The sequence below is a fragment of the Duganella qianjiadongensis genome, assembly GCF_009857915.1.
GTDB classification, from domain to species: Bacteria; Pseudomonadota; Gammaproteobacteria; order Burkholderiales; family Burkholderiaceae_D; genus Rugamonas; species Rugamonas qianjiadongensis.
The window spans coordinates 377,266-389,652 of the sequence record NZ_WWCM01000002.1 but is presented as its reverse complement, the minus strand read 5'-3'; the positions used below and the strand labels follow the sequence as shown (position 1 = coordinate 389,652).

9 protein-coding genes are annotated in these 12,387 nt (G+C 64.3%); 3 read left to right on the top strand and 6 right to left on the bottom strand.

Annotation, left to right across the window (positions count from 1 at the left end):
- Positions 1-12 precede the first annotated feature (12 nt).
- Positions 13-1,929, top strand: coding sequence for a CHASE domain-containing protein (locus tag GTP27_RS04650; RefSeq protein ID WP_161037999.1), 1,917 nt, complete (start codon positions 13-15; stop codon positions 1,927-1,929).
- A 41-nt stretch (positions 1,930-1,970) separates the two neighbouring features.
- Here the strand turns inward: GTP27_RS04650 and GTP27_RS04645 are convergent, their stop codons facing one another.
- A complete protein-coding gene (locus tag GTP27_RS04645) occupies positions 1,971-2,786 on the bottom strand; it encodes a sugar phosphate isomerase/epimerase family protein (protein ID WP_161037998.1) in 816 nt (271 codons plus the stop codon).
- On the bottom strand, positions 2,786-3,625 hold the full coding sequence (locus GTP27_RS04640) for a phytanoyl-CoA dioxygenase family protein (protein ID WP_161037997.1): 840 nt from the start codon (positions 3,623-3,625) through the stop codon (positions 2,786-2,788). The genes GTP27_RS04645 and GTP27_RS04640 overlap by 1 nt, the downstream gene beginning before the upstream one ends.
- Before the next feature lie 115 nt (positions 3,626-3,740).
- Here GTP27_RS04640 and GTP27_RS04635 point away from each other — a divergent pair, with 115 nt between their 5' ends.
- Positions 3,741-4,691: a LysR family transcriptional regulator gene (locus GTP27_RS04635; RefSeq protein WP_229633382.1), complete on the top strand. Its 951-nt coding sequence runs from the start codon at positions 3,741-3,743 to the stop codon at positions 4,689-4,691.
- On the opposite strand, the gene GTP27_RS04630 is transcribed toward GTP27_RS04635, so the two are convergent.
- Positions 4,688-5,809 (bottom strand): M29 family metallopeptidase, encoded by a 1,122-nt coding sequence (locus tag GTP27_RS04630; protein ID WP_161037996.1) that lies wholly within the window; start codon positions 5,807-5,809, stop codon positions 4,688-4,690. The genes GTP27_RS04635 and GTP27_RS04630 overlap by 4 nt on opposite strands.
- A 157-nt stretch (positions 5,810-5,966) precedes the next feature.
- Between GTP27_RS04630 and GTP27_RS04625 the strand changes: the two genes are divergently transcribed.
- Positions 5,967-6,419, top strand: a complete 453-nt coding sequence (locus GTP27_RS04625; protein WP_161037995.1) for a hypothetical protein — start codon at positions 5,967-5,969, stop codon at positions 6,417-6,419.
- A gap of 56 nt (positions 6,420-6,475) precedes the next feature.
- Here GTP27_RS04625 and GTP27_RS04620 read toward each other — a convergent pair whose 3' ends face one another.
- The 3 genes from GTP27_RS04620 to GTP27_RS04610 all read right to left on the bottom strand — a co-directional run bounded on the left by GTP27_RS04620 (position 6,476) and on the right by GTP27_RS04610 (position 12,348).
- Complete coding sequence (locus tag GTP27_RS04620) at positions 6,476-8,605, bottom strand: tetratricopeptide repeat-containing diguanylate cyclase (protein WP_202416541.1); 2,130 nt, start codon at positions 8,603-8,605, stop codon at positions 6,476-6,478.
- 196 nt (positions 8,606-8,801) lie between these two features.
- On the bottom strand, positions 8,802-10,604 hold the full coding sequence (locus GTP27_RS04615; protein WP_161037994.1) for an ABC transporter ATP-binding protein: 1,803 nt from the start codon (positions 10,602-10,604) through the stop codon (positions 8,802-8,804).
- Entirely contained in the window at positions 10,594-12,348 is a 1,755-nt protein-coding gene (locus GTP27_RS04610) for an ATP-binding cassette domain-containing protein (protein ID WP_161037993.1), read from the bottom strand. The genes GTP27_RS04615 and GTP27_RS04610 overlap by 11 nt, the downstream gene beginning before the upstream one ends.
- Positions 12,349-12,387: the final 39 nt, after the last annotated feature.

The following is a 12,387-nucleotide window of genomic DNA, read 5'->3' as shown; positions in this document are numbered from 1 at the left end:
GTGTAGCGTCTCATGCTTAAATCGCGCGGTTATCTGGCATTTATCGTGGGCTTATGTCTGACCGCAGCAACCTGCCAGATCGTGCTGACAGCGCAGCAGCACCAGATCCGCAGTAACTTCGAACGCGATGCCGAAAAAGTGGTGCGCGATACGGAGAACCGGCTGCAGACTTATTTCGATATGCTGCTGGCGCTCAAGGGCGTGTATGCGCTCGATGACAGCATGGACCGCCAGCGCTTCCAGCGCTTCGTGAACCAGCTACAGCTGGACCAGCGCTATCCCGGCTTTCAGGCGATACAGTTCGTACGGCGTGTGCCGGACCAGCGCCTGCAGGAATTCAGCGCTAATGTGCGCAAGGAAGGCTACCCGGCCTTTACCGTGCATCCGGCCAGCAGCCAGCAGCCCCATTATGTGATCGAGTATAGCGAACCGCTGAAAGGCAATGAAGCGGCGTTCGGGCTGGATCTGGCCGCATTGCCACAGCATCTGCATGCGCTGGAACTGGGGCGCGATAGCGGCGAGATCGTGGCCACCGAGCGCATTACGCTGGTGCAGGACAGCAGCGGCGAACCGGGCTTCGTGGCGCGCGCGCCGGTGTACCGTAACGGCGCGGAACTGAAAACGCCAGCCCAGCGCGAAGCCGCGCTGGTGGGCTTTGTCGCGATAGTCTTCAAGGTCAATACGCTGATGCGCGAAGTGATCGATCCCGCCATGCTGGCACATCTGCATGTACGCATCCACGACCGTGGCTACCGGCAGGACGCGGCACCGCTGGCGGCCAGCGAGCGCACCCTGATGTACGACAGCCGCAGCCAGTCTTCGCTGGCCGCTGCCGGCGCACCGGTGCTGGAAGAACTGGCAGTACAGATGCCGCTATCGGTCGGCATGCGCCAGTGGCAGGTGGCGCTGGAAGGCTATGCCGGCAGCCGCTATACGCGTGCGCCGTGGCCGGTGGTCCTGATCGGCATTGCCGGCGTGATTATCAGTGCGCTGATCGCCGCCCTGCTGGTGTCGACCCGGCGCATGACCGTGGCGCGGCATGGGCTGGAATACAGTCTGGCCGAACTGGAGCGGCAGAAGCACAAGGTGGAGCAGGCGCGCGCCGATCTGGCCGCACTGACGGAAACCCTGAAGCAGGCCCAGACCAATCTGCTGACGTCGGAAAAAATGGCCTCGCTGGGCGCACTGGTGGCGGGCGTGGCGCACGAACTGAATACGCCTATCGGCAACAGCCTGCTGACGGCCAGTGCGCTGAGCGATATGGTGCGCGAGCTGGAACACAAACTGGCGACCGATGGCGGCCTGAAACGCTCGGCGCTGGAAGCGCATATGCAGGATGCCCGCAAGGCCTGCGATATCATGAATAGCTCGCTAACCCGCGCCGCCGATCTGATTACCTCCTTCAAGCAGGTGGCGGTGGATCAGGCCAGCGGCCAGCGCCGCCGCTTCAAGCTCGACGAGGTGGTGCACGACACGCTGGCCACCTATGCGGCGCAGCTGCGCCGTAGCGCCTGCAACGTCAGAGTCGATCTGCCGGCCGGGGTGGAGTTCGATTCCTACCCCGGCAGCCTGAGTCAGGTGCTGAGTAATCTGATCGGCAATGCGCTGCTGCATGGCTTTGACGGGCGCGATTGCGGCGGCATCAGCATCGAAGGCTGGCAGGATAGCGCCGATGCCGTCACGCTGCGGTTTACCGATGACGGCGTGGGCATGTCGCCGGGCACGCTGCGCAAGATCTTCGATCCCTTCTTTACCACCAAGCTGGGTCAGGGCGGCTCCGGTCTCGGCATGAACATCGTCTACAACATCGTCACCGGCGTGCTGCGCGGGACCATACAGGTGGAGTCGCTGGCGGGCCAGGGCACCACCGTCACGCTGGTGCTGCCTTTGCAGCTGCCGCCCGAAGAACAGCCGCTGCCTGCAGCCTGAACGGCGCTTGCCGTCCGGGCGCGCAGTTCAGACTGGCCCGTTCAGGCATAGCGCTGGCGCAGCAGCTCCAGCATGGCTACATTGAGTTCCCACGCATTCGACACTTCTTTCTGCGTATAGGGCAGGGTCTGGGTGTAGGGCACGGGGCCGAATTCCGGCGTCAGCGTCATGCGGCTGGCACCGGCAGCGCGGCGCAGGCGGATGATCTCGTCCCACCAGCCCAGATGCGCCTGCAGCGCCGCCTGGGCTTCTGGCGCACGGAAGTCGGCCACTTGCGGACCTTGCGGATGACCGACGCGGGCGTGGATGTGGCGTACCTGCGGCAGCGTAGCGGCCAGCGTCTGCGGCTGGTCTTCCAGCAGCGACTCGCAGGCGCAGCACCAGTGCGACAGATCGGCCGTCAGCTGCAGTTGCGGCAGCTGCTGCAGATACGGCAGCAACAGCATGGGGTGGCCGCTGAAACGGCTGCGGTGGATTTCGTGCACGATGGGCACGCCGTGCTGGCGCGAGATGTCGGCTGCCAGTTCCAGCAACTGCAGGTTCTGCTCGCGCGTGTAGTAGTCCTTGCCCGTGTGCGAATTGACATGCAGCGGACGGGCCGCGCAGGCATTGTGCAGCAGCTGTTCCAGCGCGGCGCGGTGGGCGGCGAAGTCGCTGTGGAATACGGTTTCCCACTGTGCCACGATCAGGCCCAGACCGGCTTCGGCGATGCGCGCGGTCCATTCCTCGCGCTGCGCCACATCGAGCGGCAGCGACATTTCGATGCCGTCGAAACCGGCCTGCTTGACGCGCTCGATGAAGACGTCGGCAGGCAGTTCGTTATTGCCCCAGTGGGCGGCAAATATTTCGATTTTCATCAGATGAAGCCCCGCACCGGGAAAGCGGCGTCGCGCTGTATCCAGTTGTTGGGCGAGTATTCGGTGGCGCCATCGGTGACGTGCAGGGTGTAGGCGTGGCGCGAAACCGGCGAGCGGTTAGGCGCGCTGTAGTGCGGCAGCAGGCCGTGGAAGCACACCAGGCTGCCGGCCTTGCATTCGAGCGGCACGGCGGTGCTGTCGTCGGGCCATGGCTGGGTGCTCAGAGTTTCCATGCGCAGCTCGTCGCCGCTGCGCAGGAAGCGTTCGCGCATCGGGCCTTTGTGGCCGCCCGGTTCTGCCCACAGGCAGCCGTTCTGCAGGGTGGCGTCTTCCAGCGCAAACCAGAAGGTGGTGACGCTGATCGGGTTGGTGTCGAAGTAGGTGGCGTCCTGATGCCAGCGCACCTCGCCGCCTATGCCGGGCTGCTTGAAGATATACATCGATTGCCACACCTGCGCCTGAGCCAGTCCCAGATCGCGCGCCAGCTCGGCCAGCCGCATATCGGTGGAGAAGCTGCGGAAAACCGGGTCGAGGTCGTGCATGGCGTGGCCGATCTTGTTGATCGACAGGGCCTTGGCCTGTTTCAGCTGGCCGTCCGGAGCGAAGGCCTCTTCCTCGAAGAAGCAGCGGATGGTGTTATCGGAGCCGAGGAAGTAGGCGTCGTTGGTCTTTTCCTGTTCGATGGTGCTGAAGATGCCGGAGCGCTCGCTGGGATCGAAGGCTTCCACGATCTGTTCGGCGCGCGCGCGCAGGGCGGCGATCTGCTCGGCCGATTTGAAGTTGGGCAGGACGATGTAACCGTCGCGCTGGTATTGCTGTTTCTGGATGTCTGTCAGCATGGTTTTTCCGTTTTCGAGGGCGAATACATAGCGCTTGGCAGTTTAGGGCGACAAACAGCCATCCACAATGGGGCGATGGTTGACACATTGTCGCCAGAATCGAGACAATGGCGGCATGGATCAGTTACGGGCGATGGAAATCTTTGTCGAGGTGGCACGCTGGCGCAGTTTTAGCGAGGCGGGGCGCCGGCTGGGCCTGACGCGGGCCATGGTCAGTAAGCACATACTTCAGCTGGAACAGCGGCTGCAGGCCCGGCTGCTGCACCGATCCACGCGCGAAGTGAGTCTGACCGATGCCGGGCTAGCCTATCTGGCGCCGTGTCAGGCCACGCTGGCGCAGGCGCAGGAAGCCACTCGCACGCTGCATCAGGTGAGTCAGGCCACGGCGGGAGCGGGACTGGCGGGGCCTTTGCGCATCCAGGCGCCGTCCAGTTTCGGCAGCGAGTGGCTGGCCGACGCGGTGGCGCGTTTCAGCGCGCTGCACCCGCAGCTGACGCCGATGTTGTACGTGGACGACGCCTTGCTCGACCCGATCGCGCACGGATTTGATCTGACCATCAGGGTGGGCGGCATACCGGATGTGCATGCGCTGGCCATGCGCCCGCTGGCGCCGTGCCGCGCCATTCTGTGTGCCTCGCCCGATTATCTGCAGCGTTATGGCGTACCGCGCCACCCGCAGGAGCTGCAGCAGCACCGCTGCCTGCATTTCAGCCACCTGACGGATGGCACGCTGTGGCAGTTTGCAAGAGGCGATGAGCGCCAGTCGGTGCGGGTGGCGGCCAGCTTCACGGCGAATAACGGGGTGGTGCTGCAACAGGCGGCGCAGCGCGGACTGGGCATCGTGTATAACACCACCTTCCTGGCGTGGCGCGCGCTGCTGGCCGGCACGCTGGTGCCCGTGCTGCAGGACTGGACGCTGCCGCTCAACCATCTGAGTGCGCTGTATCCGGCTAGCCGCCAGCCGTCCGCCAAAGTACGCGCACTGATCGATTTTCTGCTGGCGGAATACCAGCCTGCGCCGCCGTGGGACCGCGAGCTGATGGCAGCGGGGCTGCTGGCCAGTTAGAGGCTGGCGGCAGGCACGTAGCGGCTATCGCTGTAGTCGGCGGTGGGGCTGACCTGCCATGCGCCGTCGCGGTAGACGCATTCCTCGCCCAGATACACGCCCTCGGTAATGGCGAAAACGTCGATGTGGTAGCGCGTGTCGGCGCGGCGGAACTGCGGCTTGGCATACTGGCCATGTTTGGCGCCCAGCGACAGGTGGATGCCGCACATGCGCTCGTAGGTACCGATGTCGCTGACCATGCGTTCGCGCGAGAAGGCCCGGTTCATGCCGAAGCCCAGTTCGCGCAGCCAGACTTCGCCTTCATGGGCGCGGATCAGCTCCAGCACCGTATCGAATTCCGGCGTGCTGTTTTCGGTGCCGGTGACGCGGCCTTTTACCACGATCAGGGTGATGGGCGTGGCCGGATGGTTGACGCGGAAGCTGGTGTCGCCGAATACATAGATGCGCACGCGCCCGTTGACGGCTTCCAGATCCTGCGCCTCGGTGAACACTTCGCCCAGCGGATACTGGCCGCCTACGTTCTGCATGGCGCTGTAGTCGCCGATATTGAGCTTGGCTGTTTCGAACGGCGCGCCGAATACCAGCTTCTCGCCGTTGCCGCTATCGACCATGCCATGGGGCGCCTGATCGATGCGGGCCTTGAGCGCATGGCCCACGCCGCGGTAATAAACCGGATCGTAGGCCAGCGCGTCGATGTAGAGCAGGCCCTGCGCCGTATCGGGCATGCGCGACAGGTGCACGTGCTCGATCACTTTCAGGCCGCGCTTGAACAGTTCGATGCGCACGCGGAAGGCTTCTAGCCGGAAGCTGGTGGACTGGATCAGCACCACCAGATCGCCGGCCTTGTAACGCTCGAAGGCGGCCAGTACCTGCTCCGGCGTGACGCTGTCGAAGTCGATGAACTCGGCCTGCGGCAGGCTGCGCCGGTAGCCTGCCGTCAGCGCCCGGTTCAGGTCGGTGCGCTGGTCGTGCACGATCAGTGCGGCCTGCTGTTCCGTCAGGCCGATGGCGATGCGCACCGTGTTGCCGATATTGATGGCCGCCGTCTCTACCGCGGAGGCGGGAATTACGCCGTAAGGGCTGGCTGGAGTGGCGCTGGCAGGGGGAGGGAAGCTCATGGTAGCGGGCGGTTATTTGATGACAGCCGGCATTATACGGCTTGCGCTCAGGTGATTATCTGCAATGCCACGTTCCTGCGCTTTCTCCTTGTAATGTGCAAAATCGCAGGATAGAATCGAAATATAGCCTAGCAGCAACATAACAACAGGAAGCGTGATGAGCGTATTAATGGGACAGGATTTGCCGTACGAGCGGCCGGATGCAACAGGCCGCGCGGCGCTGTTTGTGCCGACCCCGAACATCAAGCCTGATGTGCTGGAAACAGTACGCATGGGTGCGGCTATCGTCGGTTTCGGTAATCATGACCGTACGCTGACGATCTATTACGAGAGCAACCGCTTTAACGAGCCCAATCTGCAGAAGTGGGAACACAAGGCGCGCAAGGCCTTCGAGCGGCTGGTGGACAATCTGCCGACGGTTTCCAAGATGACCGTCAAGGCCGAGAATTTCGAGCAGGTGGGCTACATCAGCAACAAGGGCATACTAATACGCCGGATGGAAAAGCTGCGCAGCTGGCTGGAACAATCGGACGCCATTGATGGCGCGCCGGAGACGGAAAACATCGCCTTCGCACCGCCCGCGGCACCGAAGAAAATCAACGCCGAATAATCAGCGCGAGGGCGCCGCCAGCGCGTCCTGCGGGAAGAAATAGCCATCATACCGCTTCAGGTAGCGTGGCTATTTTTCTGGGCGTGCTTGATGTGTACCACGTTATTGAGTTCGTTGGGACTGGGCGGGATGGCGTCCGGCGCATCGCCCAGCACCACCGACAGATCGACAAAACCGGCGCGCCAGGCCCGTTCCAGATCCTGTTCTATGGCTTCCAGCGAAGTGTGTTCGAAGTTGGCGAAGCCGCGCAGGCCGTAGGCGCGGTGGCGGCCATGGGCCTTGGCCAGATACAGCGCCATATCCACCAGATTGACCACCCGCTCCCATGGCAGCGGCGACCCATCGGGCGCCAGCGGGAAGGGCGCATAGCCGACCGAGACCTGTACGGTAATGCTGTGGCCCTGATATTCCACCGTCTGGGCGGCGATGCTGCGCAGGATGCGCCGTGCCACATCGTCGATGCCCTGGCGGGCAACGGCGGGCAGATAGGCGAGGAATTCCTCGCCGCCCCAGCGTACGATCATATCGGTTTCGCGCAGCGCTACGCGCAGGTGCTCGGCCAGCATTTTCAGCACGGCGTCGCCGGCGGCGTGGCCGTAGCTGTCGTTGATGTGCTTGAAGTGGTCAACATCGAGCAGGAACAGCGCGCCCACCACATCGGCCTCGCGCGGCGGCTGGGTTTCGGTGTGGGGCAGGGCGCGCATGAAGTCCTGGAAATGGCGCCGGTTGTACAGCGCCGTCAGGGGATCGCGCACCGACTGCGCCTTGAGCTCCAGATTCTTGACTTCCAGCTGGGCGTTGGCATGGCGCACGCGGCGATACAGCATGCCCACGATCAGGGCGCCCAGCGCCGTCACCAGCGCCAGCAGCCACCACACGCGCTGCTGCAAACGCTTGTTATCGAGCTCGGTGCCTTTGAGCTGGTTGTCGCGGCTGAGCAGTTCGATCTGGCGCTGCTTTTTTTCGGTTTCGTATTTTTCCTGCAGTTCCAGCATGGCCTGCTGGCGGCGCCGTTCGAACAGTTGGTCGGAGATGGTGCGCTCGCGGTGATAGGCCGAAATGGCACCGGCCGTGTCGCCCACCCGCTCCAGCGCTTCGCCGTATTCGCGCAGCGCGGCCTGCAGCTGCGGCTTGTTATTTTCCTGTTCGTAGCGGGCCAGCGCCTGTTCGTACTGGCGCTTGCCTTCGACGATGCGGCCCATGCCCAGATAGGCCTGGGCGAGATTGCCGCGTGCGGTGGATTCCATGCCGCGGTCGCCCGTCTTCTGGGTCGAACGCAGCGATTCGCTGGCATACTGGGCTGCGCGCGGGTAGTCGTGCAGTTTCAGGTAGGCGTCGGCCAGATTGCCCAGCGCCAGACCGATCATGCGTTCCGATCCCAGCTTGCGCATCAGGTCCAGCGCCGTCTGCTGCGCCTGTATGGCCCGCTTGTACTGCTCCATGTCGATGGCCAGACCGTATTCGGTGGTCTTGGCCATGGCCATGCGCCCCGGCAAATGCAGCTGCTCGGCCAGCGCCAGCAGCTCCTGCAGGGCACTTTCGGCTTTGTCGTACTCCTTCATCTGGGTGTACAGCTGGACGATGGCATTGAGCGCGCCGAACAGCATCACGGGATCGCTGGTGGCCTGCCGCGCGGTATCCAGCCCCAGCTGCATCTTGGCCAGTGCGTTGGGGAAGTCGCCCTGTTCGGCATAAGCCTGGCCCGCCGTGATCTGGGTCTGGGAGCGCAGCAGCAGATCGCTGGATTTGGCGGCCAGCTTTTCTGCCTCGAAGGCCAGCTGGTAGGCGGCGCCGGCTTCGGCTTTTTCGAACAGCGCATAGCTCTTGGCCAGCAAACCCTTGGCCAGCATGGCATCGTCGCGCTGGCTGCGGCCAAAGCTGATCAGCTGCTCGGCATCGGCGATGGCGGCATCGAGCTGGCCCGTGCGCAGGTGGGCGATGCTGAGCTGGTTAAGCAGTTCGGCGCGGGTGGCAGGTGTTTCGTGTTCTGCTCTGGTCTGCAGGGCCTGCAGCTGGGTCAGGGCTTTTTCGGGGACGAAGCGGCTCTGCTCGCGGATATCGAGAATGTGCTGATACACGCTGCTCGCCTCGGCCTGGGCCGAAGCCAGTAGCGGCGGCAACAGCAATGCAGCGGCCAGCGCAAAAGCGCTAGACTGCTGCCGTGGGTGTAGGTGCCGTGCTGCCAACGATCGGTCTCCTCGGATGATGGCGCGGTTCGAGTGTGTAGCTGATTATATTCTTGTTGCTGATCGGAAATCCCGCGCATCCGCTATTTTGGCTAAAACGCCACAGTTTTGGCCGCTGCGGCATGGCCTACTGTTGGATTGCTGCACCTGTTTGCTGTTCAATTTTAAAAAATATTAATGCTTGCCCGCTCGAGTTTCAAGCAGCCAATTGCTGCAGCAGGTATAAGCGCTGGTAGATACCGTCGCGTATCTGCATCAGTTGCTCATGCGCTCCCTGTTCCGCGATGCGGCCGTGACTGAGCACGATGATACGGTCGGCGTCGCGGATGGTGGACAGGCGGTGTGCGATGGCGATCACGGTGACGCTGCCGCGCAGGGCATCGAGTGCGCTCTGCACGATCTGCTCGGTCTGCGAGTCGATGTGCGAAGTCGCTTCGTCCAGCAGCAGGATGCGCGGCTTGCCGGCCAGCGCGCGGGCAATTGCCAGTAGCTGTTTCTGGCCTACCGACAGGCGCGAGCCGCCTTCGCCCAGCGGGCTGTCATAGCCCTGATCGAGCGCGCAGATGAAATCATGGGCGTGGGCTGCGCGTGCTGCTGCGACGATATTGGCGTCGGACAGGCCGCGTCCCATGTCGATGTTTTCGCGCGCCGAGGCAGCCAGCAGGAAGGGATCTTGCGGCACCAGCCCCACTTCGGCGCGGAAGCGGTCATTGGCGATGCTGGCCAGCGGCGTGCCGTACAGGCGGATGCTGCCCTGCTGCGCCGTGTAGTAGCGCAGCAGCAGTGCCAGCAGGGTGGATTTGCCGCTGCCGGTATGGCCGACGATGCCGATGTAGCTGCCGCTGGCTATCTGCAGCGACAGGTCGTGCAGCACAGGCGTGCCGGGATGGTAGGCAAAATCCACCTGTTCGATGCTGACGGCGGCGCTGCCGCCCGTCCCGGTCGGCACGGCAGCGGCGGCGGCAGATGCACGGCTACCGTCGCAGTGTTCGTCGGCGCGCGCTTCGTCCAGCAGGGTGGCGACGCGGGCACTGGCCACGACGGACTGCTGCAGCTGGCTGAACTGCATGGTGATCTGGATCAGCGGCTCGATGACGCGGGCCAGATAGCTGATGAAGGCATACAGCACGCCTACTTCGGCCGCTGTCATGGCGCGCTGGCCGAACAGGAAAATCACGGCTGCCAGCAGGATGATGTTGAACAGGTCCAGCGCCGGGCGCAGCAGCCACGCATTGGCGCGCAGTTCGGCCAGACGGGCGTGGTAGTGATCGGTATTGGTGCGGGCGAAGCGCTGGCCGAAACGGCGTTCGGCATTGCTGGCCTGGAGCACGCTCATGCCCGCTATCGACTCGGCCATCTGCGCGTTGATGTCGCTGCGCAGGGCGCGCGCGCGCGTCACGGCGGGCGCGCTCCAGCGCTGGTATAGCCAGACGATCAGCAGCACCATGGGCAGCAGGGCCAGCACGATCAGCATCAGGTGCCAGTCCAGCCAGGCCATCGCCGCCACGGTGCCGATCAGCACGATGGAACTGTCCAGCATCACGAACAGCACCTGTATGTACAGGGTCTTCACGGCCTCGGTATCGTTCGTTACGCGCGACACCAGCTGGCCCGTAATGGCGCGATCGAAGTAGGCCATGGGCAGCTGCAGCACATGGCTGTACACCATTTCGCGCAGCCGCATCACCGAGCGCATGGCCAGACCGGACAGGCGCACCAGCTGCAGGTAGCGCAGGCCGCTGGCGATCCAGCCGGTCAGCACCACGCCGGCCAGCAGGGCTGCCATGCGCGGCCAGTCCAGATGGTGCGGCAGCAGATGCTGGTCGATCAGCGCCTTGCCCATGATGGGGCCCAGCACTTCCAGCAGGGCGGCCAGCACCAGCCAGACGATGGCGCGCCACAGATGGTGCAGATCGGGATGGGCGGCGCGCTGCAGCAGCGCCAGCGCCGGACGGAAAGCCTGTGTGGCGGCAGTTTTGCTAGACGATTCAGGCTGCATCGAGGCTCGCTTCCAGTTGTTGATAGCGCCACTGGCTGGCATACCAGCCGTCGGCGGCCAGCAGCTGTGCGTGGCTGCCGGTTTCGCAGATGCGGCCAGCGCGCAGCACAACGATCAGGTCGGCGTTGACCACGGCGCTCAGGCGGTGGCTGGCGATGATGGCGCTGCGGCCTTTGCGCTGCTGGCGCAGCTGTTCCAGATGCTGGAGGATGCGGGTTTCCGTGCCGGTATCGACGGCCGACAGGGCATCGTCGAGCAGCAGCAGATCGTTATCGGCCAGCAGGGCACGGGCGATGGCAACGCGCTGGCGCTGGCCGCCCGACAAGGTGATGCCTTTCTCGCCTACCGGCGTGGCATAGCCCTGCGGGAAGCGCAGGATATCGTGGTGGATATCGGCCAGCCGGGCCGCCTGTTCGATTTCGGCGCGGCTCGCCTCAGGCCGGGCCAGTGCAATGTTTTCCGCAATCGAGGCCGAGAACAGGAAGGATTCCTGCGGCACCCAGCTGATTGCCGCGCGCAGCGCCTGCAACTGGTAGCTGGCCAGCGGCTGGCCGGCCCAGCTCACGCTGCCCGACTGCGGCGTGAGCTGGCGCAGCAGCACGCGCAGCAGCGTGCTTTTACCGCTGCCGGTAGGGCCCACCAGCCCCAGCGTCTGGCCGGCGGCCAGCGTCAGCGTGATATTTTCCAGCGCGGCAGCGCTCTGCTGCGGATAATGGTAGGTCACGTTCTGCAGCGCCAGCGGGCCGCTCGCCACCTGCGCCAGCGTGCCGTGGTCGTCGATCACCAGCGGCGCATCGAGCAGGGGTTGCAGGCGCTGCCACGCGGCGCGTCCCCGTTCGATCAGCGCCAGCACCCAGCCGGCAGCAAACATGGGCCAGATCAGCTGGCCCAGATACATGGAAAAGCTGGTCAGCGCACCGATGGTCAGCTGCTGCTGCCAGACCAGATAGCCGCCCAGCCCCAGCGTCAGGCCGCCCGCTGCCGTCAGTGTCAGGCCCACGGCCGGTTCGTAGGCCGCTTCCCACACCTGTGCGCGCAGGCTGGCGTCGGAGGCGTGCCGGGCCAGCGTGGCGAAATGCCGGGCGCTGCGCTGTTCCAGCCCCAGCGCGCGCAGGGGGCGCACGCCGGACAGGGTTTCCTGCACATGGTCGTTGAGGGCGCTGAAATGCTTGAGGGTTTCCGTGGCAGCCGTGTGGATATGGCCCGAAATGAACCAGAACGACCATGCCATCAGCGGGAAGGGCAGCAGGGCGATGCAGGCCAGCCGCCAGTCTACGCCCAGCAGCATCACGCCCAGTACCATGGCCAGCGTGAGCGCGCCGTCGAAGCCGGCCAGCATGGCTTCGCCGGCGGCCATTTCGATGGCGTCGATATCGTTGGTGGCCAGTGCCATCAGGTCGCCCGTGCGCTGCTGCTGGTAGAAGGCCGGGCCCTGCAGCGTCAGGCGGGTGTACAGGCGGGTGCGCAGCGAGACGCCGAGCTGGTAGGCCGCGCCATATAGTATCTGGCGCCAGCCCACCCGCAGGAAATAGATGCCTGCGCCTATCAGCAGCAGGTAGGAGATTTCGCGCAGCAGGTCGCTGCCGCCCAGCGTGTGGCTAGCCAGTCCATCTATCATGGCGCCCACTTTGCGCGGCACCCAGATGGTTAGCGTGGCCACTCCGGCCAGCATGATGGCCGAGAGCGCGTAGGCGCGGCTGTGCTGGCGCACGAAGCCGCCTATCAGTCGAGAGAGTGTTGCCATAAAACCCAGCGGAAACCTTACAGCCCGCTAGGATACACC

What these genes read in the sequence shown, in the direction of transcription:
- GTP27_RS04650 (WP_161037999.1), top strand. Translation starts at nt 13, where the DNA reads ATGCTTAAATCGCGCGGTTATCTGGCATTTATCGTGGGCTTATGTCTG.
- GTP27_RS04645 (WP_161037998.1), bottom strand. Translation starts at nt 2,786, where the DNA reads ATGAAAATCGAAATATTTGCCGCCCACTGGGGCAATAACGAACTGCCT.
- GTP27_RS04640 (WP_161037997.1), bottom strand. Translation starts at nt 3,625, where the DNA reads ATGCTGACAGACATCCAGAAACAGCAATACCAGCGCGACGGTTACATC.
- GTP27_RS04635 (WP_229633382.1), top strand. Translation starts at nt 3,741, where the DNA reads ATGGATCAGTTACGGGCGATGGAAATCTTTGTCGAGGTGGCACGCTGG.
- GTP27_RS04630 (WP_161037996.1), bottom strand. Translation starts at nt 5,809, where the DNA reads ATGAGCTTCCCTCCCCCTGCCAGCGCCACTCCAGCCAGCCCTTACGGC.
- GTP27_RS04625 (WP_161037995.1), top strand. Translation starts at nt 5,967, where the DNA reads ATGAGCGTATTAATGGGACAGGATTTGCCGTACGAGCGGCCGGATGCA.
- GTP27_RS04615 (WP_161037994.1), bottom strand. Translation starts at nt 10,604, where the DNA reads ATGCAGCCTGAATCGTCTAGCAAAACTGCCGCCACACAGGCTTTCCGT.
- GTP27_RS04610 (WP_161037993.1), bottom strand. Translation starts at nt 12,348, where the DNA reads ATGGCAACACTCTCTCGACTGATAGGCGGCTTCGTGCGCCAGCACAGC.